This is a genomic window from Arthrobacter rhamnosi (assembly GCF_054510855.1).
Genome location: NZ_JBTNDT010000007.1, coordinates 112,019 through 138,291 on the forward strand (window position 1 = coordinate 112,019; position 26,273 = coordinate 138,291).

24 protein-coding genes are annotated in these 26,273 nt (G+C 71.1%); 21 read left to right on the top strand and 3 right to left on the bottom strand.

Annotation, left to right across the window (positions count from 1 at the left end; all coding sequences use genetic code 11):
* Positions 1–227 precede the first annotated feature (227 nt).
* The 19 genes from ACX80I_RS14020 (at position 228) to ACX80I_RS14110 (ending at position 20,416) form a co-directional block, all read left to right on the top strand.
* Positions 228–1,106 (top strand): SDR family oxidoreductase, encoded by an 879-nt coding sequence (locus ACX80I_RS14020; RefSeq protein WP_459345731.1) that lies wholly within the window; start codon positions 228–230, stop codon positions 1,104–1,106.
* 69 nt (positions 1,107–1,175) lie between these two features.
* Positions 1,176–2,054 (top strand): biotin--[acetyl-CoA-carboxylase] ligase, encoded by an 879-nt coding sequence (locus ACX80I_RS14025; RefSeq protein WP_459345732.1) that lies wholly within the window; start codon positions 1,176–1,178, stop codon positions 2,052–2,054.
* A gap of 3 nt (positions 2,055–2,057) precedes the next feature.
* Complete coding sequence (locus ACX80I_RS14030) at positions 2,058–2,654, top strand: PH domain-containing protein (protein ID WP_459345733.1); 597 nt, start codon at positions 2,058–2,060, stop codon at positions 2,652–2,654.
* Positions 2,651–3,988, top strand: coding sequence for an adenylate/guanylate cyclase domain-containing protein (locus tag ACX80I_RS14035; protein ID WP_459345734.1), 1,338 nt, complete (start codon positions 2,651–2,653; stop codon positions 3,986–3,988). The genes ACX80I_RS14030 and ACX80I_RS14035 overlap by 4 nt, the downstream gene beginning before the upstream one ends.
* Before the next feature lie 63 nt (positions 3,989–4,051).
* Positions 4,052–5,044 carry a PP2C family protein-serine/threonine phosphatase gene (locus ACX80I_RS14040; protein WP_459345735.1) on the top strand — a complete coding sequence of 331 codons (993 nt, stop codon included), beginning with the start codon at positions 4,052–4,054 and terminating at the stop codon, positions 5,042–5,044.
* Between the two features lie 115 nt (positions 5,045–5,159).
* Entirely contained in the window at positions 5,160–7,496 is a 2,337-nt protein-coding gene (ligA, locus tag ACX80I_RS14045; RefSeq protein ID WP_459345736.1) for an NAD-dependent DNA ligase LigA, read from the top strand.
* Positions 7,497–7,528: 32 nt separating this feature from the next.
* The gene (locus ACX80I_RS14050; protein ID WP_459345830.1) at positions 7,529–8,401 is read left to right on the top strand and encodes an inositol monophosphatase family protein; all 873 of its coding nucleotides are present in this window, start codon (positions 7,529–7,531) and stop codon (positions 8,399–8,401) included.
* Complete coding sequence (locus tag ACX80I_RS14055) at positions 8,398–8,925, top strand: DUF2087 domain-containing protein (protein WP_459345737.1); 528 nt, start codon at positions 8,398–8,400, stop codon at positions 8,923–8,925. The genes ACX80I_RS14050 and ACX80I_RS14055 overlap by 4 nt, the downstream gene beginning before the upstream one ends.
* A gap of 40 nt (positions 8,926–8,965) precedes the next feature.
* On the top strand, positions 8,966–9,499 hold the full coding sequence (locus tag ACX80I_RS14060; RefSeq protein ID WP_459345738.1) for a GNAT family N-acetyltransferase: 534 nt from the start codon (positions 8,966–8,968) through the stop codon (positions 9,497–9,499).
* Positions 9,500–9,612: 113 nt separating this feature from the next.
* Positions 9,613–9,909 (top strand): Asp-tRNA(Asn)/Glu-tRNA(Gln) amidotransferase subunit GatC, encoded by a 297-nt coding sequence (gatC, locus tag ACX80I_RS14065; protein WP_087072057.1) that lies wholly within the window; start codon positions 9,613–9,615, stop codon positions 9,907–9,909.
* A 3-nt stretch (positions 9,910–9,912) separates the two neighbouring features.
* Positions 9,913–11,418 (top strand): Asp-tRNA(Asn)/Glu-tRNA(Gln) amidotransferase subunit GatA, encoded by a 1,506-nt coding sequence (gene gatA / locus ACX80I_RS14070; RefSeq protein ID WP_459345739.1) that lies wholly within the window; start codon positions 9,913–9,915, stop codon positions 11,416–11,418.
* Positions 11,418–12,932, top strand: coding sequence for an Asp-tRNA(Asn)/Glu-tRNA(Gln) amidotransferase subunit GatB (gene gatB / locus ACX80I_RS14075; protein WP_459345740.1), 1,515 nt, complete (start codon positions 11,418–11,420; stop codon positions 12,930–12,932). The genes gatA and gatB overlap by 1 nt, the downstream gene beginning before the upstream one ends.
* Positions 12,933–12,957: 25 nt before the next feature.
* A complete protein-coding gene (locus ACX80I_RS14080; protein ID WP_459345741.1) occupies positions 12,958–13,857 on the top strand; it encodes an aminoglycoside phosphotransferase family protein in 900 nt (299 codons plus the stop codon).
* 268 nt (positions 13,858–14,125) lie between these two features.
* Positions 14,126–15,169 carry an L-threonine 3-dehydrogenase, zinc-binding type gene (gene tdh, locus ACX80I_RS14085; RefSeq protein WP_459345742.1) on the top strand — a complete coding sequence of 348 codons (1,044 nt, stop codon included), beginning with the start codon at positions 14,126–14,128 and terminating at the stop codon, positions 15,167–15,169.
* 15 nt (positions 15,170–15,184) lie between these two features.
* Positions 15,185–16,480, top strand: a complete 1,296-nt coding sequence (gene kbl / locus ACX80I_RS14090) for a glycine C-acetyltransferase (RefSeq protein ID WP_459345743.1) — start codon at positions 15,185–15,187, stop codon at positions 16,478–16,480.
* A 9-nt stretch (positions 16,481–16,489) separates the two neighbouring features.
* The gene (locus tag ACX80I_RS14095; RefSeq protein WP_459345744.1) at positions 16,490–17,587 is read left to right on the top strand and encodes an NAD(P)/FAD-dependent oxidoreductase; all 1,098 of its coding nucleotides are present in this window, start codon (positions 16,490–16,492) and stop codon (positions 17,585–17,587) included.
* Positions 17,588–17,727: 140 nt separating this feature from the next.
* Entirely contained in the window at positions 17,728–18,702 is a 975-nt protein-coding gene (locus ACX80I_RS14100) for a cation diffusion facilitator family transporter (RefSeq protein ID WP_459345745.1), read from the top strand.
* 24 nt (positions 18,703–18,726) lie between these two features.
* Positions 18,727–19,209 carry a cation:proton antiporter regulatory subunit gene (locus ACX80I_RS14105; protein ID WP_087072065.1) on the top strand — a complete coding sequence of 161 codons (483 nt, stop codon included), beginning with the start codon at positions 18,727–18,729 and terminating at the stop codon, positions 19,207–19,209.
* Positions 19,210–19,216: 7 nt separating this feature from the next.
* Complete coding sequence (locus tag ACX80I_RS14110; protein ID WP_459345746.1) at positions 19,217–20,416, top strand: cation:proton antiporter; 1,200 nt, start codon at positions 19,217–19,219, stop codon at positions 20,414–20,416.
* A gap of 45 nt (positions 20,417–20,461) precedes the next feature.
* Here ACX80I_RS14110 and ACX80I_RS14115 read toward each other — a convergent pair whose 3' ends face one another.
* From ACX80I_RS14115 to hutH, 3 genes are all read right to left on the bottom strand, one after another.
* Entirely contained in the window at positions 20,462–21,214 is a 753-nt protein-coding gene (locus ACX80I_RS14115; RefSeq protein ID WP_459345747.1) for a SpoIIAA family protein, read from the bottom strand.
* A 96-nt stretch (positions 21,215–21,310) separates the two neighbouring features.
* On the bottom strand, positions 21,311–22,156 hold the full coding sequence (locus ACX80I_RS14120; protein ID WP_459345748.1) for a siderophore-interacting protein: 846 nt from the start codon (positions 22,154–22,156) through the stop codon (positions 21,311–21,313).
* Between the two features lie 49 nt (positions 22,157–22,205).
* Entirely contained in the window at positions 22,206–23,828 is a 1,623-nt protein-coding gene (hutH, locus tag ACX80I_RS14125; protein WP_459345749.1) for a histidine ammonia-lyase, read from the bottom strand.
* A 62-nt stretch (positions 23,829–23,890) separates the two neighbouring features.
* Between hutH and ACX80I_RS14130 the strand changes: the two genes are divergently transcribed.
* Both ACX80I_RS14130 and hutU read left to right on the top strand, forming a co-directional pair.
* Positions 23,891–24,571, top strand: a complete 681-nt coding sequence (locus ACX80I_RS14130) for an IclR family transcriptional regulator (RefSeq protein ID WP_459345750.1) — start codon at positions 23,891–23,893, stop codon at positions 24,569–24,571.
* Positions 24,568–26,247 carry a urocanate hydratase gene (gene hutU, locus ACX80I_RS14135; protein ID WP_459345751.1) on the top strand — a complete coding sequence of 560 codons (1,680 nt, stop codon included), beginning with the start codon at positions 24,568–24,570 and terminating at the stop codon, positions 26,245–26,247. Before ACX80I_RS14130 ends, hutU begins: the two co-directional genes overlap by 4 nt.
* Positions 26,248–26,273 lie beyond the last annotated feature (26 nt).

The following is a 26,273-nucleotide window of genomic DNA, read 5'->3' on the forward strand; positions in this document are numbered from 1 at the left end:
GGCGTGGGACCGCGCCTCACTGGGTTGCGCGGAGCCCCCAGCCGCGACTGGAGGATTCCGACAAAGTGCGGCGCGTTTTCCCCAGTCTAGTGAGGATCAAAGGGCTTGCCGTTGTAGGACGTCTACAGCTTCCATGGCCAACGCTTAGCCGGAGCCCCGATGTTACCCGCGAGTAACATCGGGGCGTCGCGAGCCGTCGGGTGACCCCCGGTGCTTATGGTGGGGCCATGACTGCACGCAATGACGCTCAGGAATCCTCCGCTCCGGACGCCCGACCCGGACGCCGATCGCTCGCCGGGCGCACTCTCCTCCTGTCGGGGGGAAGCCGCGGGATCGGCCTCGCCATCGCCCTGCGGGCTGCCCGCGACGGAGCCAATGTGGCCATCCTGGCGAAGACCGGCGAGCCGCACCCGAAGCTCGAAGGGACCGTCTACGCCGCGGCCGAACAGATCGAGGCCGCAGGTGGCCGCGCCCTGCCCCTGGTCGGCGACGTGCGGAACGACGACGACGTCCGGGCCGCCGTCGAGACGACCGCAGGCACCTTCGGCGGCATCGACGCCGTCATCAACAACGCCTCGGCGATCGACCTCTCCAGGACGCCCGACGTGGACATGAAGCGCTACGACCTCATGGCGGACATCAACGTCCGCGGCACCTTCCTGCTGAGCAAGTCCGCCCTCGAGGCGCTCAAGCGCTCGGACAACCCCCACATCCTCACACTGTCGCCGCCCCTGAACCTCACGCCGGAATGGGCGGGCAGGCATCTGGCCTACACCATGGCGAAGTACGGGATGAGCCTGACCACCCTCGGCCTCGCCGAGGAACTCAAGGACGACGGCGTCGCCGTGAACTCCCTGTGGCCGGCGACCCTCATCGACACGGCGGCCATCCGCGCCATGCCCGGCGGGGACCGCATGGTCCAGGCGGCCCGAAGCCCGCAGATCGTCGCCGACGCCGCGCACGCCGTCCTGGTCCGCCCGGCACGGGACTGCACCGGGAACTTCTACACGGACGAGGAGGTCCTCCGCGAGGAAGGCGTCACCGACTTCACGCCGTACAGCCTCGGCGCACCCGAGGACCGGCTTGTCCCCGACATCTTCCTCTGAGGTCCCGCTCCGGTTCCTCTGAGGTCCCGCTCCGGGGCAGGGAGCGCGGGGCCGGATAAGATCGATGCCATGTCCTCCCGCTACTCCAATCTCGAGCGCCCGGGCCTGAACCTCGGCGCACTGAGGACAGCCCTGTGCATGCCGTCGGGCCCGTTCTCCCGGCTCGACATCGTGGCCCGGACCGGATCCACCAACACAGACCTCGTGGAGCACGCCCAGCGGGAAGCGGCAGGGTGGCCGGACCTCAGCGTCCTCGGTGCGGAAGTGCAGACCGCAGGACGCGGACGGCTGGACCGCAGCTGGATAGCGCCCGAGCGGTCCTCGCTGTTCGTCAGCGTGCTCCTGCGCCCGTTCAACCGGCACGGGCGGCCCGTGCCCACCACGGCCTACTCCTGGTTCTCGCTCCTCGCCGCCCTGGCGCTCGCGGAGAGCGTCGAGGATCGCACGAAGATCGCCCCGCAGCTCAAGTGGCCCAACGACGTCACGGTGGACGGCCGGAAGCTCGCCGGTGTCCTGGCGCAGTTCGTGCCGGGCGCGGGCGCCGAGCCGCCCGCCGTCGTCGTGGGGATCGGCCTGAACGTCAGCCTCACCGACGACGAACTCCCGGTGCCCACGGCCACCAGCCTGCTGCTCGAATACGCCGGCACCACGGACCGCAACATCCTGCTGAAGTCCTTCCTGCGCACGTTCGCCGATTCCTACCGGGCCTTCTGCGACGTCGACGGTGACGCCGAGGCCTGGGACTCCGGGCCGTCCCTGCTGACCCGTGTGGGGGCGCGCATGGCGACGCTCGGCCAGGACGTCCGGGCCGAACTGCCCGGCGGCGCCCTGCTCAGCGGACGCGCGCTCGCCCTCGATGCCCAGGGCGCGCTGATCGTGCGCGACGACGACGGCGAACGCCACACGATCTCCGCGGGCGACGTCGTGCACCTGCGCCCGCAGGCGTAGGCCATGCGGATCCAGTTGCTGCCCGGCGAACGCGTCCTCGTGCGCACGCGGCCCAACCCGCTGCCGATCGTGGGGCCGGTGCTCGCGGCCTTCCCGCTCCTGGCCGCCGGGGGCTTCGGCCTGGGGTACCTGGGCCGACGGGACCTGCCGGGCGGGCTCCCCGACTGGCAGCCGGTGCTGCTGCTGGTGGCGCTCGCCGCCATCGTGGCGGTACTGCTCCGGGTGGTGGTGCGCCCCGTGCTCCGCTGGTCGAGCAACCGGTACGTGCTCACGAGCCTGCGACTCATCCACCGGCGCGGCGTCACCCGGCGCTCCGAACACCAGATCAGCCTGTCCGCCGTCTCGCAGCTGCAGACGGAGCAGGGACTGGTGCAGCGCATGGTCGGCAGCGGCACCCTGGTCGCGGATCTCGGCTTCGACCGCACGCACGCCTACCGGGACGTTCCGCAGATCGGCACGTTCAAGAAGTACGTGGTGCAGGCGATCAGCGACCTGCCCCTGACGCGCATGTTCGATGGAGTGGATATGGAAATCGATCCGCAGTACGCCCGCGGTGGGACGCCGCGGGTGCAGCAGGAATGGACGGGTGAGCAATCGTGACAGTCGAGGACCGCCACGAGTCCGGGCAGCCCGCCCGCTCCGACGACGGGGGAGCCGGCTCGCCGGGCGCGACGGGCACGGGCGAGATGGATGCGGGCGCGACAGACACTGGCACGACGAATGCGGCGGTGACGGCTGCGGCGGTGACGGCTGCGCCCGCGGTCGATGCGGCGCCGTCCGATGACGCCCCCGAGGCCGCGGCGTCGACGGCCTCGAAGGCCGTGTGGCAGCTGCAGCCGGACATGGCCGCCGCAGGCGGCGACGCGCCGACGTCGTCGCCTGCCGGCCCCATCGAGCTCGACCGGGAGAGCATTCGCCGCCTCGAGCGCGAACTCCTCGGCGCCGAACGCACGCTCAAGCGCCGTGACATCGCCGCCGGAGCCAAGGTCTCCCTCCTGTCCGCGCGCAAGCTGTGGCGCGCCATGGGCTTCCCCAACATCGGGGACGACGACGTCGCCTTCACCGAGAAGGACCTCCACGCGCTCACGACGATCATCGACATGGTGCGCCAGGAGCAGCTCACCGAGGACGCCGCGATCTCGATCACCCGTGCGGTGGGACAGATGACGGACCGCATGGTCGTGTGGCAGATCGAGGCGATCGTCGAGGAGATGGTGGCCCAGCGCGGGCTCACGGACGCCGACGCGCGCAAGACGCTGGTGTCCGAGCTCCCCGACCTCCTCGAACCGCTCGAGAAGACGCTCGTGTATGCGTGGCGCCGCCAGATGAACGCCGCCGTCCAGCGGCTGGCCCTCCGCGCGGAATCGGGTCTGATCTCCAGCGAGGCAGGGCGCGACGGAGACGAACAGGACGCACCGCTCCCGCTGGCGCGGGCGGTCGGGTTCGCCGACCTCGTCTCCTACACGAGCCTGTCGCGGCGGATGAACGAGCGCACCCTGGCGCAGCTGGTGCAGCGCTTCGAGAACAAGTGCGCGGAGATCATCTCGGTCGGCGGCGGCCGGCTCGTGAAGACGATCGGGGACGAGGTGCTCTACATCGCGGAGTCGCCCGAGGCCGGTGCCGAGATCTCGCTGGCCCTCGCGAAGGCCTTCACCGAGGACGAATTCCTTCCCTCGGCGCGGTGCTCCCTCGTCTGGGGGCGGGTGCTGTCCAGGCTCGGCGACATCTACGGACCGACCGTCAACCTCGCGGCCCGGCTCACCGCGCTCGCCGAGCCGGGGGAGGTGCTCGTCGATTCCGCCACCGCCGCGACCCTCGAGCACAACGAGAAGTTCGTCCTGACGCCGCACGAGCCCCGGCAGGTGCGCGGTTTCGGTGAGGTGCGCCCGGTGACGCTCGCCCGGGGAACCGGCACGGGGATCGTCCTCGACTAGGGGCGGGACCCGCCGAGGCCGCGGAAGCTATCGGGAGGCAAACGGGCAGGGCAGAATGGGGGAATGACCGACCAACCCCTCCGTACCCCCCAGGCCGGCCCCCCGCGGGACGTGCACCTCGCCTACGGCTTCGCGACGGATCGGGGATTGCGGAGGGAACTGAACGAGGATTCCCTGATCGCCGCCGAACCGGTGTTCGCCGTGGCGGACGGCATGGGCGGCCACGCGGCCGGAGAGGTCGCCAGCGGTATCTGCGTCCGGACCCTGGGCAGCAGCCCCATCCTGGGGCATCACCTGCCCGAGTTCTCCGCCGCTGACCTGGAGGAGCTCATCGACGACGCCGACCAGGAGATCCGCCGGCAGGCAGGCGGACTGGCCGGGACGACACTCAGCGGCGTGGTGCTGGTCCAGGAGGAGGGCGTGCCGTGCTGGCTGTTCTTCAACGTGGGCGACTCGCGCACCTACCGCCTGAGTCGGGACCGGTTCGGACAGATCTCCGTGGACCACTCGGAGGTCCAGGAACTCGTGGACACCGGCAGCATCTCGATGGAGGAGTCCCGCACCCACCCCCGCCGGCACGTGGTCACGCGGGCACTCGGCACGGGAGACGACTCGGAGGCGGACTTCTGGCTGATGCCCGTCGAGGACGGCGACCGCATCCTGGTCTGCTCGGACGGCCTGAGCGGCGAGGTGTCCGACGACGCCATCTACGACGTCCTCAGCACCGTCGCGGACCCGCAGCAGGCATGCGAGGAGCTCGTCGAGGCGACCCTCCGCTCCGGGGCGCGCGACAACGTCACACTGATCATCGTCGACGCACACGTCGACACACGCGTCGACGACGCGGCGGCCGCGGATGTCGAGGGCTCGGCTGTCCGTCGAGGGGGGATCCTCGCGGCCGACGTCGGTCACCTGATCCCCGCCGGCACCACCGCCGACACGCAACCCGACGACGTCGTGCGCATGAACGACACGCAGCCCGACGACGTCGTGCGCGTGAACGGCTCGCACGCCGTCCTGCGGTCGGACGCGGCGCCGGGCTCCCCGCACCAGTAGCCCGGGCGTTCCGACCGGCCGCCCCAACCGGGTGCCCGTCGAGGTGCCGCCCCGACCGGCCGCCGTCGTTGTGCCTGCAGTGGCCCGCCCTGTAGCCGTAGGGCAAGATGGGAAAGTGACCACAGGAACCGAAGACGCAGCCGATACCGCCGGAACCGTGGACCGGAACCCGCCGGGCGACGAGCTCCGCGAGGAGCACGCCCAGCTCGCCGAGGAGATCCGCGCCCACCGCATCGCGTACTACCAGGACGCCGCCCCCACCATCTCCGACGCGGAGTTCGACACCCTCTTCCGGCGGCTCGAGGAGATCGAGGCGCTGCACCCGGAACTCATCGCCAACGACTCCCCGACACAGGAGGTGGGCGGCGAGGTCTCGTCCGCCTTCGCCCCCGTGCAGCACCTCGCCCGCATGTACAGCCTCGAGGACGTCTTCTCCCTCGACGAGCTGAAGGCCTGGCTGGACCGGGCGTCCGCCGGCGTGGAGCAGCGCAACCCGGGAGCTACCATCGCGTGGCTGACGGAGCTCAAGATCGACGGCCTCGCGGTGAACCTGCTGTACCGCAACGGCGAGCTGGTCCGCGCAGCCACGAGGGGTGACGGCGTCACCGGTGAGGACATCACGCACAACGTCCTGACGATCGCTTCGATACCCCAGCACCTGGCCGGGACGGACCATCCGGAGGAGGTGGAGATCCGCGGCGAGGTGTTCTTCCCCACGAAGGAGTTCGCCCAGCTCAACGAGCGCATGGTCGCCGCGGGCAAGGCGCCGTTCGCCAACCCGCGGAACGCGGCGGCGGGGTCGCTGCGGCAGAAGGACCCGGCCATGACGGCCGAGCGCCCGCTCGACATGTACGTCCACGGCATCGGCGCCCGCACCGGGCTGACGGCCGGGACTCAGTCGGAGACGTACGACCTGCTCAAGGCCTGGGGGCTCCCGACATCCCCCTACTACAAGGTGCTCGCCACGCAGGACGAGATCATCGCCTTCATCGAGCACTTCGGGGAGCACCGCCACGACCTCTTGCACGAGATCGACGGCATCGTGGTGAAGGTGGACAGCTTCGCCCTGCAGCGAGCGCTCGGGCACACCTCCCGCGTGCCGCGCTGGTCGGTGGCCTACAAGTACCCGCCCGAGGAAGTGAACACCAAGCTGCTGGACATCCTCGTCAACGTGGGGCGGACGGGACGCGTCACCCCGTTCGGCCTGATGGAGCCCGTCAAGGTCGCCGGATCCACTGTGGGCATGGCGACGCTGCACAACCAGGAGGTCGTGAAGGCGAAGGGCGTGATGATCGGCGACATCGTGGTGCTGCGGAAGGCCGGTGACGTCATCCCCGAGATCGTGGGGCCGGTCATCGCCCTGCGGGACAAGCAGGACCCGCCGGTCCGCGAGTTCGTGATGCCCACCGAGTGCCCCTCCTGCGGGACGACGCTCCAGCCCGCCAAGGAGGGCGACGTCGACATCCGCTGCCCCAACGCGCGGTCCTGCCCTTCCCAGTTGCGGGAGCGCGTGTTCCACCTCGCGGGGCGCGGCGCCTTCGACATCGAGGCCCTCGGCTGGGAAGCGGCGATCGCGCTCACCCAGCCCGCCGAACCCGAGGTCCCGCCCATCACCACCGAGGCCGAGATCTTCGACCTCACGCCGGAGAAGCTCGCGGACGTCCGCATCGAGCGGGACAAGAAGGTCAAGGGCGTGGTGACGGGTCGCGAGCTCGTCCCCTACTTCTATTCGAAGGGCACCGCCAAGAAGCCCTCGGAGCCGAGCGCCACGACCCGCAAGCTCTTCACCGAACTGGAGAAGGCGAAGAAGCAGCCGCTGTGGCGCGTGCTGGTGGCGCTGTCCATCCGCCACGTGGGGCCGACGGCGTCGCGCGCCCTCGCCACCGCGTTCGGATCGATGGACCGGATCCGCACGGCGAGCGAGGAGGAGCTCGCGAACGTCGACGGCGTGGGACCCACCATCGCCGCCGCCCTCACGGAGTGGTTCGCGGAGGACTGGCACCGCGAGATCGTGGACCGCTGGGCGGCAGCGGGTGTACGCATGGAGGACGAGGTCGACGAGAGCGCCCCGCGGACGCTCGAGGGCCTGACCATCGTGGTGACGGGTTCCCTGCAGCAGTACAACCGCGACGAGGCGAAGGAAGCGATCATCACGCGCGGCGGCAAGGCAGCCGGCTCGGTGTCGAAGAACACGAGCTACGTCGTGGCGGGGGAGAACGCCGGCACCAAGCTGGAGAAGGCCGAGACGCTGGGCATCCCGGTCCTCGACGAGGACGGCTTCATCGCCCTCCTCGCCAATGGTCCGGTGGCCGACCCGGACGCCGACGGCGCCGGTGACGCCGGGACGGACGGCGCCGCGGCTGTGCCGGACATCGACGAGGACACCGAGGTGGCCGAGGAGCTGCAGGCGGGAGCGGGCGCAGGTCCCGCTCCGGGCGGGGACACCGCGTGAGCGACGGGGCAGCGGACCGGGTCCCGGACCGGGTGCCGGACCGGGACAGGGAGGGCCGGACGGTCGCTCCCGCAGCCCTCCTGCACCTCGCGCGGCAGGCCGCCGCTGCCGGCGCCGAGGTCCTCGCGCGGCGGGACCCCGGGGCGCTCGGCGCCACCAGCAAGAGCTCGGACAGCGACTGGGTGACGGCGTTCGACGTCGCGGCGGAGCAGGCGGTGCGCGCCGTCATCGCCGACTCGCGGCCGCACGATGCCATCACCGGCGAGGAGTTCGGCACCACCGTCCCCTCGGGCGCCGATCCCCGCGGCGCCCGGATCCGCTGGTCCATCGACCCCCTGGACGGCACCACCAACTTCATCCGCAACATCGTCTACTACGGCACCTCCGTGGCCGCTGCGGACGAGGACGGCAGCTGGCTCGCCGGCGTCGTGCACGCCCCGGCACTGTCCCGGATCTACTGGGCCTCCCGCGGCGGAGGGGCGTGGGTCAGCGACCACGGTGCGGTGCGGCGCCTCGCCGGGCCCACGGCGGACAGCGGCCGCATCCTCGCCACGGGATTCGCCTATGACCGATCCATACGCTCGGCCCAGGTCGCGGAGCTCGGTCCGCTCCTCGAGGAATTCGGTGACCTGCGGCGCCTCGGGTCGGCAGCACTCGACCTCTGCCTGGTGGCCGACGGGACCCTCGACGCCTTTTTGGAACGGGGCCTGAACGAGCACGACTTCGCCGCGGGCGCCCTGATCGCCGAGGAAGCCGGCGTCCCGGTCCACCGGCCGGCGCTGCGGCCGATGCTCGACGGCGGTCCCTCGGAGGCCGAACGGCTCTCCGCGGTCACGGCGGCCGACCCCGCCGACTTCCTGGCGGCGGCCCGTCGCGCGTCCCAACCCACCGAGAGGCAGCCATGACAACACCCGGTCCGAACCCCGGACCAGCACCCGAACCGACCCCCGAGCCGACGTCCGCTGCACCGCCGTCCTGGCAGAAGGTCCTCTCCACACTCGCCGGTGAGCGGGCCCGCATCCTCTACGCCCGCGCCGTGCTCGGTCAGCCCCTCGACGCCGCCCCGAAGGAGGTGCAGCGCCTGGTCGACGCCGGGCTCCTCACGGACGACCTCTCCGTCAACGGGCAGCTCTTCAAGGCGGTCCTCGCGGCCGCCGCACCCGGCACGCCCAGGGGCGTCGACCGCTTCTTCCGCGAGGGACGCATCGACGGACTGCCGCGCGCGGGCCAGGACCGCGAGGACCTCCTGTCCCACCTCGCCGAGCGGCTCATCCCGGCGGACGAGGAGATCAACGAGCCCGAGGTCAACCGCCTGCTCGCCACCGTCACGCACGACATCCCCACCCTCCGGCGGGCCCTGGTCGACTACGGGTATCTGGAGCGGTACCCCGACGGCACCGGATACCGGCGGGTGACCGAGGCGTCCTGACCTGCCTCGGGGCACCCCCGCTGCGTGGCAAAATGGGCCGGTGACCCCAACACCCTCCGGGAGCGCCCTGCGCCGTTCCCTCATCAGCATCCGGCCCGTCCGCCCCGAGGACTACGACGACGTCCGGCGCATCACGCGCGGCGCCTACCTCAAGGCCGGTTATTTCGGCGACGAGTCGCATCCCTACATGGCGGTGCTGGCCGACATCGAGCACCGGGCCCAGCACGCGGAGGTCTGGGTCGCCGAGCGCGACGGCGTGGTGGTGGGCTCGGTGGCGCTGACCTTCGCCGGACAGCGGTACACCGACATCGCGATCGAGGGTGAACTCGAGTTCCGGATGCTGGCCGTCGATCCTGCCGTCCAGCGCGCCGGTGTCGGTCGCGCCATGGTCGAGCGCATCATCGAGCACGCCCGCACTCTTCCCGGCATCGAGGCGGTGAGCCTGACGAGCGGCTCCGACATGGTGCGTGCCCACCGCCTCTACGAGTCGATGGGCTTCGTGCGCGTTCCCGAGCGCGACTGGGAGGTCCCCAACGAGGACATCCTGCTGTGGGTCTTCCGGCTGGCACTCTGACTCTGTGGCACCACCCGGACGCCGTCGTCGTCGCCCGTTCCTGATGCCGGCGGCCACCCGCGCCAGCACTAGACTGGAGGCAGATACCCACTTCCGACTTCCAGGGGAGATCCATGGCTGAGATCAACCGGGACGACGTCGCGCACCTTGCACGGCTCGCCCACATCGACATGAACGACGACGAGCTCGACCGCATGGCCGAAGAACTCGCCGTCATCGTCGATGCCATCAAGACCGTGAGCGAAGTGGCGGGCGACGACGTCCCCGCCACGAGCCACCCCATCCCGCTGAGCAACGTGTTCCGCGACGACGTCGTGGGGGAGACCCTCAGCAACGAGGAAGCGCTCCTCGGCGCACCCGACAACGCCGACGGCCGCTTCAAGGTCCCTGCAATCCTGGACGGGGAGTAACCCATGACAGACCTGATCCACCTCACCGCCGACGCCCTGGCCCAGAAGCTCGCGTCGAAGGAGGTCTCCGCCGTCGAGGCCACGCAGGCCTACCTCGACCGCATCGATGCCGTGGACGGCGCCATCAACGCCTTCCTGCACGTCAACACCGACGAGGCCCTGCTCGTCGCCGCCGAGGTCGACAAGGCCCGCGCGGACGGCGACACCCTGCACCCCCTGGCCGGCGTGCCGATCGCGGTGAAGGACCTCATCGTCACCAAGGGCCAGCCCACCACGGCCGGTTCCAAGATCCTCGAGGGCTGGCAGAGCCCCTATGACGCCACCGTGGTCCGCAAGCTCCGCGCGGCGAAGATGCCGATCCTCGGCAAGACCAACCTGGACGAGTTCGCCATGGGTTCCTCCACCGAGCACTCGGCGTACGGTCCCACCCGCAACCCCTGGGACCTCGACCGGATCCCCGGCGGTTCGGGCGGTGGATCTGCTGCGGCCGTCGCCGCCTTCGAGGCGCCGCTGGCCCTCGGCACCGACACCGGCGGCTCCATCCGCCAGCCCGGCGCCGTCACCGGAACCGTCGGCGTGAAGCCGACCTACGGCGGGGTGTCCCGCTACGGCGCCATCGCCATGGCGTCCTCGCTGGACCAGATCGGCCCGGTGTCCCGGACGGTCCTCGACAGCGCCCTGCTGCACGAGGTCATCGGCGGCCACGACCCCCACGACTCGACGTCGCTGACCGACCCCGTCGGCGCGCTCGTCGAGGCCGCCCGGCTCGGGCAGGTCGACGGCATGCGCATCGGCGTCATCAAGGAACTGCAGGGCGAGGGCTACCAGGCCGGCGTCCTCACCCGCTTCCACGAGTCGCTCGAGCTGCTGCGCTCGGCGGGCGCGGAGATCGTCGAGGTCTCCTGCCCCAACTTCCGGTACGCGCTCGGCGCCTACTACCTGATCATGCCGTCGGAGGCCTCCAGCAACCTCGCCAAGTACGACGGCGTGCGCTTCGGCCTGCGCGTGGTGCCCGACGGCGCCCCGACGATCGAACGCGTCATGGGCGCGACCCGCGCCGCCGGCTTCGGCCACGAGGTCAAGCGCCGCATCATCCTCGGCACCTACGCGCTGAGCGCCGGCTACTACGACGCCTACTACGGTTCGGCGCAGAAGGTCCGCACCCTCATCCAGCGCGACTTCGCCGCGGCGTTCGAGCAGGCCGACGTGCTGATCTCGCCGACCGCCCCGACCACGGCCTTCAAGCTGGGGGAGAAGCTCGACGATCCGCTGGCGATGTACCTGAACGACGTCGCCACCATCCCCGCGAACATGGCCGGCGTCCCCGGCCTGTCGCTGCCCGGCGGCCTCGCGGACGAGGACGGACTGCCCGTCGGCATCCAGCTCCTCGCCCCCGCCCGCCAGGACGCACGCCTGTACCGCGTGGGCGCCGTCCTCGAATCACTCCTCGAAGAGACGTGGGGCGGGCCCCTGCTGGCCCAGGCCCCCGAGATTGCAGGTGGGAAGTAATGACTGCTGTAACCGATGAGGTCCTGTCCTTCGACGAGGCCATGGAGAAGTACGACCCGGTGCTCGGGTTCGAGGTCCACGTGGAGCTCAACACCAAGACCAAGATGTTCTCCTCCGCGCCCAACGCGTTCGGTGACGTCCCCAACACGAACGTGACCCCCGTGGACCTCGGCCTGCCCGGCGTCCTGCCCGTGGTCAACGGCGTGGCCGTGGAATCCGCGATCAAGATCGGCCTCGCGCTGAACTGCAAGATCGCCGAGAAGTGCTACTTCGCGCGGAAGAACTACTTCTACCCGGACACCCCGAAGAACTTCCAGACCTCCCAGTTCGAGGACCCGATCGCGTACGACGGGCACATCGACATCGAGCTCGCCGACGGCACCGTGTTCCGCGTCGAGATCGAGCGCGCCCACATGGAGGAGGACGCCGGCAAGCTCACGCACATGGGCGGCTCCACGGGCCGCATCCAGGGCGCCGAGTTCTCCCTCGTGGACTACAACCGCGCCGGCGTCCCGCTGATCGAGATCGTGACCAAGCCCATCGAGGGCGCCGGCTCGCGGGCTCCCGAGCTGGCCAAGGCCTACGTCGCCGCGATCCGAGAGATCGTGAAGAACCTCGGTGTCTCCGATGCGCGCATGGAGCGCGGCAACGTGCGCTGCGACGCGAACGTGTCCCTGCGCCCGCACGGCCGCGAGAAGTTCGGTACCCGCACCGAGACCAAGAACGTGAACTCGCTGCGCTCCGTGGAACACGCGGTCCGCTACGAGATCCAGCGCCACGCGGCCGTCCTGGACTCCGGCACGCCGATCATCCAGGAGACGCGCCACTGGCACGAGGACACGCGCTCCACGACGTCGGGCCGCCCCAAGTCCGACGCCGACGACTACCGCTACTTCCCCGAGCCGGACCTCGTGCCGGTCGTGACGAACGATGCGTGGATCGAGAAGCTCCGCGCCGAACTGCCGGAGCCTCCCGCCGAGCGCCGCAAGCGCCTGCAGGCCGACTGGGGCTACTCCGACGCCGAGTTCCGCGACGTCGTCAACGCGGGCGTGATGTCCTCGATCGAGGACACGATCGCCGCCGGTGTGAGTGCCTCCGTCGCCCGCAAGTGGTGGATGGGTGAGATCTCCCGCCGCGCCAAGCTCGCCGACGTCGAGCCCGCCGAGCTGGGTGTGACGCCCGAACTGATCGTGGAGCTCAACGCGCTCATCGAGTCGGGCAAGATCAACGACAAGCTGTCCCGCGACGTGCTCGACGGCGTGCTCGCCGGCGAGGGCACGCCCGCGGAGGTCGTGGAGAAGCGCGGCCTCGCCGTCGTGTCCGACGACGGCCCGCTGCTCGAAGCGATCGACGGCGCCCTCGAGGCCCAGCCGGACGTCGCCGACAAGATCCGCGGCGGCAAGATCCAGGCCGTCGGGGCGATCGTCGGTGGCGTCATGAAGGCGACGCGCGGCCAGGCCGACGCAGGCCGCGTGCGCGAGCTCATCCTGCAGCGCCTCGGCGTCGAGGGATAGCACCAGCAGTACCGGGGAGGGCGCGATGGCGGTGCTGCCGAGGGCAGAGATCGACATCGGGCCCTCCCTTGTCATGTCCCTGCTGGCCGACCAGCATCCCGACCTCGCCGGCCTGCCCCTGGTGCGGGCCGGGAACGGCTGGGACAACGAGCTGTTCCGGCTGGGACCGGACCTCGTGGTGCGGTTGCCCCGGCGGCAGGTCGCGGAGCTCCTGATGGTCGCCGAACAGCGGTGGCTGCCGGGCCTGATCGACCACCTGGACGTGCCGACGTCGGCGCCGCTGCGCGCAGGAAGGCCCGGCCCGGGCTATCCGTGGCACTGGTCCGTCTGCCGGTGGATCGAGGGGGCTGCCGGAACCACCGTGTCGCGGGCCGACCGCGCTCCGGTGGCCCGTCCGCTCGCGCGGTTCCTCGTGCAGTTCCAGCAGGAGGCTCCGGCGGACGCCCCGGTGAGTCCGGTGGGACGGGGTGGGCGGTTGGCGGGGCGCGACGACGTCGTGCGGAGCCGACTGGTGTCCTTTCCGCCGTTGCCGGGCCTTCCGGCCGAGCGGTTGCTCGGCGTATGGGCCTCGGCCCTCGCCGCCCCGGAGTGGTCGCGCCCACCCCTGTGGCTGCACGGCGACCTGCATCCCGGGAACCTCGTGCTGGCGGCGGACGGCACGCTGGCCGGCGTCGTCGACTTCGGCGACCTGTGTTCCGGCGATCCCGCCACGGACCTCGCCGCCGCCTGGCTGGTGTTCGACGCCGCGGGCAGGGAGGCCTTCCGTTCGGAGCTCGACGCCCTGCGGCCGACCGACGCCGCGACCTGGGATCGGGCGCGGGGCTGGGCGCTGAGCATGGGCAGTGCCATGGTGGCCTCCTCCGACGACTCGCCGGACTTCCTCGCGCTGGGCCTCGAGATCCTGGCGGCGGTCCTCGAGGACTGAGCCGGCTGCTTCCGGTCGCTGCACCCGGCTCGGCCGCTGCACCCGCGTTGGTCGCTGCACCCGGCTCGGGTGCCCAGACCCGGGGCGGCGTTCCCGCGGGTCCGGGCACCCGGCGCGGCGGCACACCCCGAAGGGCCGGCGGGGGAGCACCCCACAGCACCGGCGCCCCGCTGATAGTGTGACTGCGGGCACATCCCGCCCGGCACTCGTACCGCCCAGGCCCAGCCCATCCCGCTGGACGCCGGGAGCGGCATGGAAGGAACGAACAGTGAAGGCGCTGTACAAATCCGGGGCGCATCCCGGCCTCGAGCTCGTGGACCGGCCCGAACCCGACGCAGGGTTCGGCGAGGTCAAGATCCGGGTCATGACCACCGGCATCTGCGGCACGGACCTCCATATCGAGAGCTGGGACCCCTGGGCGCAGGGCATGATCCCGGCGCCCCTCATCCCCGGCCACGAGTTCTACGGCGAGGTCGTCGCCCTCGGCGGAGGCATCCGTGGCGTGAGCCTCGGGGACCGCGTCTCCGGTGAAGGGCACGTCGTCTGCGGGGTCTGCCGCAACTGCCGCGCCGGCCGCCGCCAGATGTGCATCCACACCTCGAGCGTGGGGGTGCAGCGCGACGGCGCCTTCGCGGAGTTCGTCGTCGTCCCCGAGACCAACGTATGGGTCCACGACGCGAGCATCACGCCCGAACTCGGCGCCGTCTTCGACCCCTTCGGCAATGCCGTCCACACCGCGCTGAGCTTCCCGCTCGTCGGCGAGGACGTCCTGATCACCGGCGCCGGGCCGATTGGGCTCATGGCGGTCGCCGTCGCCCGCCACGCGGGTGCTCGCAAGATCGCGATCACCGACGTCTCGGCCCCGCGGCTCGACCTGGCGCGCGGCGTCGGCGCGGACATCGCCATCGACGTCAGCCGCAGGCGCATCGCCGACGCCCAGCGGGAGCTCGGCATGAGGGAGGGCTTCGACATCGGGATGGAGATGTCGGGCCATGCGACCGCCCTGCCGGAGATGATCGACAACATGACCCACGGCGGGCGCATCGCGCTGCTGGGCCTGCCCTCCGCCCCCATCGCCATCGACTGGGGCAAGGTCGTCACGCACATGCTCACCCTCAAGGGCATCTACGGGCGCGAGATGTTCGAGACCTGGTACGCGATGAGCGCCATGCTGCAGTCCAACCGGACACTGCGTGACGCCGTCTCGTCCGTGGTCACCGACTGCCTGCCCGCTGAGGAGTGGCAGCAGGGATTCGCGACAGCGCGCAACGGCGCGAGCGGCAAAGTGGTCCTCGACTGGACCACCTTCTAGGAGGCTTAGAACACCATGTATTCAGCAGTCCGCGACCAGTTCGCCGGTGAACTCGACGACATCCGCGCAGCGGGCCTCTTCAAGCGCGAGCGCCCTCTCTCCTCACCGCAGTCCAGCTCCATCACGGCCGGGGCGGACGGTGCGCGGGTGCTCAACTTCTGCGCCAACAACTACCTGGGCCTCGCCGACCACCCGGACATCATCGCGGCCGCCAAGGCAGCCCTCGACGAGCGCGGGTTCGGCATGGCGTCGGTCCGCTTCATCTGCGGCACCCAGGACCTGCACCTCGAGCTCGAACGCCGCGTGTCGGCGTTCCTCGGCACCGAGGACACCATCCTCTTCTCCTCGTGCTTCGACGCGAACGGGGGCGTCTTCGAATCGCTCCTCGGGGCGGAGGACGCCGTCATCTCCGACGCGCTGAACCACGCCTCGATCATCGACGGCATCCGCCTCTCCAAGGCGCAGCGCCTCCGCTACGCCAACCGCGACATGGCGGACCTCGAGGCGAAGCTGCAGGAGGCGTCCGGGGCACGTCGCCGCCTGGTCGTCACCGACGGCGTCTTCTCCATGGACGGCTACCTCGCCCCCCTCGAGGCCATCTGCGACCTCGCGGAGCGCTACGACGCGATGGTCATGGTGGACGATTCCCACGCTGTCGGCTTCATCGGCCCGACCGGTGCCGGGACACCGGAGCATGCCGGCGTCTCCGACCGCGTGGACATCTTCACGGGAACCTTCGGCAAGGCGCTTGGCGGCGCGTCCGGCGGGTACGTCGCCGCCCGGCGGGAGATCGTGGCACTGCTGCGGCAGCGAGCCCGCCCGTACCTGTTCTCGAACTCGCTCGCTCCGTCCATCGTCGCCGCGACCCTGACCGCGCTCGACCTGGTGCAGGACAGCGCCGACCTGCGCTCCACCCTGGCCGCCAATGCCGCGCTCTTCCGCCGCCGCATGACGGACGAGGGCTTCGAACTGCTCGAGGGCGAGCACGCCATCATCCCGGTCATGTTCGGCGACGCGGTGCTCGCCGCCCGCACCGCCGACGCGATGCTCGCGCACGGCGTCTTCGTCACGGCATTCAGCTACCCCGTGGTCCCGAAGGGTGCCGCCCGCATCCGCGTCCAGCTCTCCGCCGCACACACCGGCGAGGACATCGAGGCCTGCGTCCGGGCCTTCGTCTCCGCGCGTGCCGAGATCGCCGGGGACCAGCCAGACTCCGCCGGCGGGGCCCCCGGCGCACATCCCGGGGACGAGAATGGGGACGAGGCTGGGCCCGGGCTCCGGGTGGCATCTGGAGGGGGACAGCCGTCCTAGGATGAGCGGATGAGTTCCCTCGAGTGCGATGTCCTGATCATCGGTGGCGGAATCGCCGGCCTGTCGCTGGCCTCCGTGCTGGCACCGTTCGCCGGCGTGGTCCTCGTCGAGTCCGAGCCCACGCTCGGCTACCACACGTCGTCGCGCTCGGCGCGGCAGCTCATCCCGAGCTACGGTCCGGAACCCGTGGTGGACCTGACCCGCCGCACGCTGGACCTGCTGGCCGGCGTGCAGACCTCCACCGGACTTCCCCTGACGGTGCCCCGGTCCTTCCTGCTCATCGGTTCCGAGGCGGACGTCGCGGCGGAGGCCAACTCCTCGATGCGCAGGCTGTCGCATGCCGAAGCGCTCGAGCTGTGCCCGCAGCTGCGCCCGGAATCGTTCGAGGCCGCGGCCCTCGACGTCGACTGCGTCGGCACCGACACCGACCTCCTGCTGGAATACCACTGCAGGAGCGCGGGTGACGACGGCGTCATCATCCTTCCGAACTCTCCCGTCACGGCGGCCCGCTATGACGGCGCGGGCTGGAGCGTCCGCGCGGGCTACCGCACGATCGCCGCCGGCGTGGTCGTCAACGCCGCCGGGGCGTGGGCGGACGCCGTCGCCGAACTCTGCGGCGTCGGGCCCCAGGGCCTCGTCCCGCTCCGGCGCACCGCCGCGATCGTCACGGCGGAGAACGCCCCCCGGCTGGGGACGCCGATGGTCGCGGCTGCCGACGGCTCGTTCTACTACCGGCCCGACGCCGAGGGGGTGCTGATCTCCCCAAGCGAGGCGGAGCCCGCCGAGCCCGGGGACGCCCAGCCCCACCCGGGCGACGTGGAGGCGCTCATCGACCACCTCGGCACGGTCACCTCCCTCGGCATCACCTCGGTCCTGCGGTCCTGGACCGGGCTCCGGACGGAGCGGGCCGGCGGGCTCCCCGTGGTGGGCTTCGATGCCGGCCACCCCGGCTTCTTCTGGCTCGCCGGCCAGGGCGGCTACGGTTTCCAGACGTCCTCGGGCATCGCAGAACTCGCTGCCGTCCTGCTCACCGGCGCCGATCCGGTGGACCTCGGAGCCGACCCCGCCCGGATCGCAGCGGCAGCCACGGCCCTCCGGCCCGCCTGAGCCCGCCGACGTCGCCGCCCGCAACGGGCGTTCCGGCGGGCCGGACCATGTCCCGGCGGCGAGGAGTTTCCGTAGAGTAGGAACCCGAGGCCGTCCGGCACGCGCCGGCGGGCCGACACATCGAACGTAGGGAACGGATCATGTCAGCAAGTGGAGGCACCAAGGCGATCATCGCGGCCCTCGCCGCGAACCTCACCATCGCCGCGCTCAAGTTCGTGGCCTTCGCGCTCACGCGCTCTTCGTCCATGCTCGCCGAGGGCATCCACTCCGTGGCCGACTCCGGCAACCAGCTGCTCCTGCTCGTCGGCGGCAAGCGGTCCAAACGGCAGGCCAGCCCGGAGCACCCCTTCGGCTACGGCCGCGAGCGCTACATCTACGCCTTCATCGTGTCGATCGTCCTCTTCAGCGTCGGCGGGCTCTTCGCGCTCTACGAGGCCTACCACAAGTACCTCGACCCGCACCCCATCGAGGGATCGTTCTGGTGGGTGCCCCTCGCCGTGCTGATCGGCGCCATCATCGCCGAGGGGTTCTCGTTCCGCACTGCCATCAGGGAGTCCAACCACACGCGCGGCAGCATGAGCTGGGTGCGCTTCGTGCGGACGGCGAAGTCGCCCGAACTGCCGGTGATCCTGCTCGAGGACTTCGGCGCCCTCGTGGGCCTCGCCTTCGCCCTGTTCGGCGTCTCCATGACGCTGCTCACCGACAACGGCCTCTGGGACGCCGCCGGCACCGCGATGATCGGACTGCTCCTCGTGGCGATCGCCGCCGTCCTGGCCATCGAGACCAAGAGCCTGCTGCTCGGTGAATCGGCGGCCGCGCCGGCCGTCGCGAAGATCGAGGCAGCCATCAGTGACGGCGGGTCCACCCGGATCATCCACCTCAAGACCCTCCACCTCGGCCCGGACGAACTGCTCGTCGCCGCCAAGATCAGCGTGGAGAGCCAGGAGACCGGCGCGCAGATCGCCGCCGACATCAACCGGGCCGAGCAGCGGATCCGGGCCGCCGTCCCCATCGCCACGACCATCTACCTCGAGCCCGATCTGTACGACCCGAGGGCCGCCTCGACGCCCTCAGCGAACGGAAGCTCCACCCGGCCCCTGCCCGGCAGCGATTAGCCGGCGCAGGTCTAGGATGGGCGCATGAACGTCATCGAAACACCCCTCCCGGGTATCGGAGTGCGCCGCGAGATCCTCACGGGCTCCGGCCGGAGGGTGGGGATCGTCAGCCAGCGCGACGGCGACCTCGACCTGATCATCTCCAAGGCGGGGGACCCGGATGCCTGCGTGGCGTCCATCCCGCTCACCCCGGACGAGGCCGCCACCATCGGCAACCTCCTCGGCTCGCGGCAGCTCGTCGCGCAGCTGACGGAGGAGCACCGGGACCTGCCCGGCGTGACCACGCGCCAGTTCCTCATCGAGCGGGGCTCGCCCTTCGACGGCCGTCCGCTCGGGGACACGCGCATGCGCTCCCGGTCCGGGGCGTCGCTCGTCGCCGTCCTCCGCTCCGGCCAGGTGCAGGCATCGCCCACGCCCGACTTCACCCTCGCCGCCGGTGACCTGCTGGTGGTGGTGGGCACGTCCGAAGGCCTCGACGCCGCGGCGGACATCCTGCGAAACGGCTGAGCCGCCGGTGCACACGACCGCCCTGACCCTGATCGAACTCGGCGCCATCCTCCTGTTCCTCGGTATCCTCGGGCGGCTCGCCGGCCGGATCGGGCTCTCGCCGATCCCGCTCTACCTCATCGGGGGCCTGTTCTTCGGGCAGGGCGGCTTCATCGAGCTCCAGGGCGTCCTGGAGTTCAGCGCGGTCGCCAGCGAGATCGGCGTGGTCCTGCTGCTGCTGATGCTCGGCCTCGAGTACACGGCGAAGGAACTCGTGACCGGCCTGCGCCAGTCCTGGCTCGCCGGGATCGTGGACTTCGTCCTGAACTTCACCCCCGGAGCCCTCGTCGCCGTCATCCTCGGCTGGGGTCCCGTCGCGGGGCTCGTGATGGGCGGCGTCACGTACATCTCCTCCTCGGGCATCGCGGCGAAGGTCATCAGCGACCTCGGCAGGCTCGGCAACCGCGAGACGCCCACGGTCCTCGCGATCCTCGTGTTCGAGGACCTCGCCATGGCCATCTACCTGCCGGTGCTGACCGCGGTCCTCGCCGGGCTCAGCTTCGCCGGAGGGCTCGGGACGGTCGGGATCTCGCTGCTCGTCGTCACGCTCGTGCTGGTGGTCGCCCTGCGCTGGGGCAACGTCGTCTCGGCGGTCGTCGACAGTACCGACCGCGAGGTCTTCCTCCTGACCCTGATCGGTGCCGCGCTCCTCGTCGCGGGGCTCGCCTCGGCGCTGCAGGTCTCGGCGGCCGTCGGCGCGTTCCTCCTCGGTATCGCCATCTCGGGCGCGACGGCGGAGAACGCGGCGCGCATCCTCGAGCCGCTGCGCGACCTGTTCGCGGCGATCTTCTTCGTGGTGTTCGGGCTGAACACCGACCCGTCCTCGATCCCGCCGGTCCTCGGCGTCGCGCTGCTCCTGGCCGTCGCCACGTCGGCGACGAAGATCGCAACCGGCTGGTGGGCCGCCCGGCGGCAGGGCATCGGCCGGATGGGCCGGGCACGCGCGGGCACCGCGCTCGTGGCGCGCGGGGAGTTCTCGATCGTCATCGCCGGGCTCGCGGTGGCGTCGGGCGCCGTTCTTCCGGAGCTCGCCGCCCTGGCAACGACCTACGTCCTGCTCATGGCCGTCCTCGGACCGGTCCTGGCGCGCCTCGCCGAGCCGGCGATGCAGTTCGCCGAACGGATCCCGAAGCGGCGTCCGAGGGAGGCCACGGGCCTGGCCTCGTGACCAAACCGGTGACGGACGGTCCGACGGGGCAGGAAGAAACCCGTCCTACCCCGGCCCCTGCCGGAAGCAGTCGGCCAGCCAGGCCTGGGCAGGGCCGGCCGTGGTGAAGTGCCTGGTGGGGTAGGGCGGGTGGTGCTGCTGCTTGTAGTACGCGGTGATGATCGGATCCCCGGGTTCGGCCCCGACGATGGCCAGGGACGCGATGTCCAGTCCCGTCGCCAGGGAGTGCAGTGCGTCCTCGGTGAGTGAGACCAGATGGTTGAGGCGGATGAGCATCGGTGGGCAGACCGACGGGCTGAGCTCGTGGACCCGCGTGACCAGCGCTTCGGCGACGTCGTTCGTGACATCCGTGCTGGTCTCGCACTCGACCCACAACACGTCGCCCCGCATCTCCGCGCGGAACGCCTCCCCGGGAGCCATGGCGCCGTCCGGGCCCGGATCCTCCCGGAGCCAGGCGATCGCGTCGGCCTCCTCGGTGAAGTACCGGCTGGGGGTCGCGGACCTGTAGTTGAAGGCCGTGAGGACCCTGCTCACCTCGTCCACGCCGACGACGGCCGTCCGCGTGGAACACGTGTCCTCCACGAGCAGCTGCTTGGCTTCCGGCGTGATCCGCTCCACCCGGCCGATGTGCACCAGCAGTGGTCGCCTGCCCCGGGGGGACGCGGCGGTGACGGCCGCAATCGTCGACTCTATGTCCTCGGCCTGCAGGATGACGCCGGACGCCCAGCGCAGGCACAGGAAGTCACCTGCGTCACTCAACGTGTAGCGCGGCAGCGCCTGCTGTTCTGCAGCGGTCATCGTCCCCCCGGTCCCCTTCCTGCCATGGTGGCCCCGGGAGCCCCTATGTGCAACCACCACCGGCAGGATCGGCTCGCGACGCGCGCAGGGCCCGTCCTAGTCGTCGAGGATCTTGCCGATCGGCTCGCGCTTCTCCGCCTGGAAGGTGTCCTCCTCGCGGCCGTACGCCCAGTAGCCGGACAGGGAGACCTGCGAGCGCGCGAGGTTCTTCTCCTTGAACAGGACGTCCCGTAGCGCCTTCATCGCCCCGCGCTCCCCGTGCACGAAGGCGTCGACGTGGCCCTCGGGCCACGGTCCGGCGGCGACGGCGTCCGCGAGCAGCGTCGTCGTTCCTGCCGCCTCCCCGTCCCGGTACAGCCAGTGCAGTTCGAGGCCCGCGGGAGCGGCCAGGGGGAGCACGTCGGCGGCGCTGTCCACCTCGAGGTACGCGTGCCCGACGGCGTCCGCGTGCAGGGCCTCGATGCCGGCGGCGATCGCGGGGAGGGCGGAGTCGTCGCCGATGAACAGGTGCCAGTCGGCGTCCTGGTCCGGTGACCACTTGCCGGATGGTCCCATGAGCACCAGGGCGTCTCCCGGGGAGGCCTGCGCGGCCCAGGGGCCGGCGATGCCCTCGTCCCCGTGGACCACGAAATCGATGGCGAGGCGCCGCGCCTCGCGGTCGAGCCACCGGATGGTGTACGTCCGCTTCACGGGACGGTCGCCGGCCGGCAGCTCATCCTGCAGCGCTGCGAGATCGTAGGGCGGCACCAGCCCGAGCTCGGGCTTCGCGAACAGCAGCTTCGCGTACTTGTCCGTGGCGTCGCACTCCTGGAGGTCGGAGAAGCCGGGCCCGCCCGCGACGACCCGCACGAGGTGCGGGCTCAGCCACTGCGTCTCCTCCACGGTGAGGACGGCCTGGGGGCGCGGCGGCTTGCGGGTCGATGCGGACACGGGCGAGGACATGGAGCGGTGCTTCTTTCTCGGGGAAGTAGTTAGTCCACCCTAACAAGCTTCACTGGAGGGGTGCTGGGAGCGTCCCGAGCGCGGCCGCCAGCAGGGAACCGTCGTCGACCAGCAACCGCGCGGCCTCGATCTCCGGGGCGAGGTAGCGGTCCGTGCCCGGGCCCTCGACGTCCTCGCGCAGCCGCGCCCGGACGGCGGTGAGAGGGGCGGAGCTGCGCACACCGGCAGCGCCGGCAGTGCCGCCGTCGCGCATGTCCAGCGCCCGCGCCGCGGTCAGGATCTCGATGGCGAGCACCCGTGTGAGGCCGTCGATGGCCTTCCGCAGCTTGAGTCCGGCCGCCCAGCCCATCGAGACGTGGTCCTCCTGCATGGCGGAGGACGGGATGGAGTCCACGGATGCGGGGTTCGCGAGGCGCTTGAGCTCGGAGACGATGCCGGCCTGCGTGTACTGCGCGATCATGTGGCCGGAGTCGACGCCGGGGTCATGGGCCAGGAACGCGTTGAGCCCGTGGCTGCGCGACTTGTCGAGGAAGCGGTCCGTGCGGCGTTCGCTCATGGAGGCGACGTCGGCGACGGCGATCGCGAGGAAGTCGAGCACGTAGCCCACGGGGGCTCCGTGGAAGTTGCCGTTCGACTCGATCCTGCCGTCGGGGGTGATCACGGGGTTGTCGATGGCGGAGGCGAGTTCGATCGAGGCGACGGACTCGGCGTGCGCCAGGGTGGCACGCGCCGCGCCGTGGACCTGCGGTGCGCACCGGAGCGAATAGGCGTCCTGGACCCGGGTGAAGCGGTGGCGGCCGGTCTCCGAGGTGAGCTGCTCCGCGATGAGGGGGGAGTCGTGGAGCAGCGACCGGATGTTCGCCGCCGACGCCACCTGGCCCGGATGCGGACGCAGGGCATGGAGATCCTCCGCGAAGACGGCATCGGTGCCGAGCAGTCCCTCGACGCTCATCGCGGCCGCGAGGTCCGCCGTCGTGAAGAGCCGGTGCAGGTCGTCCGCGGCGAGGACCAGCATCCCGAGCATCCCGTCCGTCCCGTTGATCAGCGCGAGGCCCTCCTTCTCGCGCAGCTCCACGGGGGCGATGCCCGCCGCCGCGAGGGCATCGGCGGCGGGGACGAGGTCGCCGGAGGCGGTCCGGACGCTGCCCTCGCCCATCAGGGCCAGGGCCACGTGGGACAGCGGCGCCAGGTCTCCCGAGCAGCCGAGGGACCCGTACTCGCCCACCACCGGCGTGATGCCCGCGGTGAGCATCGCCGCATAGGTCTCGGCGACGACGGGCCGGACGCCCGTGCGCCCCGTCGCGAGGGTGGAGAGGCGCCCGAGCATGAGGCCGCGCACCACCTCGCGGTCCACCTCGGCACCGGACGAGGCCGCGTGGCTGCGGATGAGGCTGCGCTGCAGCTGGCTCCGCTGGTCCAGCGGGATGTGCTTGGTGGCCAGGGCGCCGAAGCCGGTCGAGACACCGTAGTGGGGCGTGCCGTCGTCGACGAGGGAGTCGATGACCGCACGGGACGCGGCCATGGCGGCCAGCGCCTCGGGAGCCAGTTCGACGGGCGCCCCGTGCCGCGCCACCGCGACGACATCGGCGGGGGACAGGGGGCCTGTGCCCACGATCACGGAGTGCTGGTTCACGGTGTTCCTCGGTTCCTGCGGCGATGCCGCTATTGCCATAGAGTGAAAATGACGTTTCAATAAGTGAAATGCATGGCAAGGCCGAAAGCAAGGAGGGGACCGTGGCGGAATCATCGACACGCACCGTCGAGCGCGCCCTCGTGCTCCTCGGGGCGGTCTGCGACGCCGGGTCCCTGACCCTCGCGGACGCGGCACGGGAGACTGAGCTCTCGGCGTCGACCGCCCTCCGGCTCCTGCGCACGCTCGAGGGCACGGGATTCGTGCGGCGGGACGGGCTCGGGACGTACCGGCCGGGACTGCGGGTCATGCAGCTCGGGGCGCAGGCACTCGGCCACGAGTCACTCGTCTCCCTCGCGGAACCCGCGCTGGAACGCCTCGTGGACCAGACCGGTGAATCGGCCTACCTCAGCGTCCCGTCCCATGACGGCGAGGGCGTATACCTGGCGATGCGCGAGGGGACGCACTCCGTCCGCCATGCCAGCTGGGTGGGACGCAGCATCCCGCTGGCGGGAACCGCCGTCGGCGCCGTCCTGACCGGGGACACACCCGAAGGCTTCGTCGTCGTCCGCGACGGCGTCGAGGCGGACGTGACCGCCATCGCCGCGCCCGTCTCACCGGGCGGCAGGGCCGTCGCGGCGCTCAGCGTCGTCGTCCCCAGCTATCGCATCACCGAGGCGGAGGCCCGCCGCATCGGATCGCTCGTCGCGCGGGAGGCCTCCGCCCTGCTCACACCATCCGCCCGCGTCGCCGCGACCGGGGACCTGACAGGAGAACCAGCATGACCAGCAGCCCCACGACCCCCACGCACGACCCCTCCCGCTCCATCCGGGCGGCCCGCGGCACGCAGCTGACCGCGAAGAGCTGGCAGACGGAAGCACCCCTGCGCATGCTGATGAACAACCTCGACCCCGAGGTGGCCGAACGCCCCGAGGACCTCGTGGTCTACGGCGGCACCGGCCGCGCAGCGCGGAGCTGGGCGGCCTACGACGCGATCGTCCGCACCCTCGAGACCCTCGACGACGACGAGACGCTGCTCGTGCAGTCGGGCAAGCCCGTCGGCGTCTTCCGCACCAACCCGTGGGCGCCCCGGGTGCTGCTGGCCAACTCCAACCTCGTGGGCGACTGGGCCACGTGGCCCGAGTTCCGGCGCCTCGAGGCCGAGGGCCTCATGATGTACGGGCAGATGACCGCGGGATCCTGGATCTACATCGGGACGCAGGGCATCCTGCAGGGGACCTTCGAGACGTTCGCGGCCATTGCGCACAAGCGGTTCGGCGGGAGCCTCGCCGGCACGCTGACGCTGACCGGCGGCTGCGGCGGCATGGGCGGCGCCCAGCCCCTCGCCGTGACCCTCAATGGCGGCGCGGTCCTGATCGTCGACGTGAGCGAGGCACGCCTCCGCCGCCGCGTGGCCAAGCGGTACCTGGACACCGTGGCCGACACGCTCGACGACGCCGTCGAGCAGGTCCTCGCCGCGAAGCGCGAGAAGCGCGCGCTGTCCGTCGGCGTCGTCGGCAACGCCGCCACCGTCTTCCCCGAACTGCTGCGGCGCGGGCTCGACGTCGACATCGTCACCGACCAGACGTCCGCCCACGACCCGCTGAGCTACCTGCCGGAAGGGATCGCGCCCGACGAATGGGAGCGCGAGGCCTCCGCCGACCCGGAGGGTTTCACCAAGAAGGCGCAGGCCTCCATGGCCCTGCACGTCGAGGCGATGGTCGGCTTTCTGGATGCCGGTGCGGAGGTGTTCGACTACGGCAACTCCATCCGCGACGAGGCGCGGAAGGGCGGATACGGACGCGCGTTCGACTTCCCCGGCTTCGTCCCCGCCTATATCCGCCCCCTGTTCTGCGAGGGACTCGGCCCGTTCCGCTGGGTGGCGCTCTCGGGCGATCCCGCGGACATCGCCGTCACCGATGCCGCCCTCAAGGACCTGTTCCCCGACAACGGCCACCTGCACCGCTGGCTCGACGCCGCCGCGGAGCACGTCGAATTCGAGGGACTGCCGGCGCGCATCTGCTGGCTCGGCTACGGCGACCGCGCGAAGGCCGGTCTGCTGTTCAACCGGCTGGTCGCCGAGGGCAAGGTCTCGGCCCCGATCGTCATCGGCCGCGACCACCTCGACTCCGGGTCCGTGGCCTCGCCCTACCGCGAGACCGAGGCCATGGCGGACGGCTCGGACGCCGTCGCCGACTGGCCCCTGCTGAACGCCCTGCTCACGACGTCGTCGGGGGCCACCTGGGTCTCCATCCACCACGGTGGCGGCGTGGGCATCGGACGCTCCATCCACGCGGGACAGGTCTCGGTGGCGGACGGGACGGACCTCGCCGCCCAGAAACTCGAGCGCCTCCTGACCAACGACCCCGGCATGGGCGTCATCCGCCACGTGGATGCCGGCTACGAACGGGCCCGCGAGGTCGCCGCCGAGCGCGGCGTGCGCATCCCCATGGAATCCTGAAGTCCCTCGACTCCGATCGGAAGGTG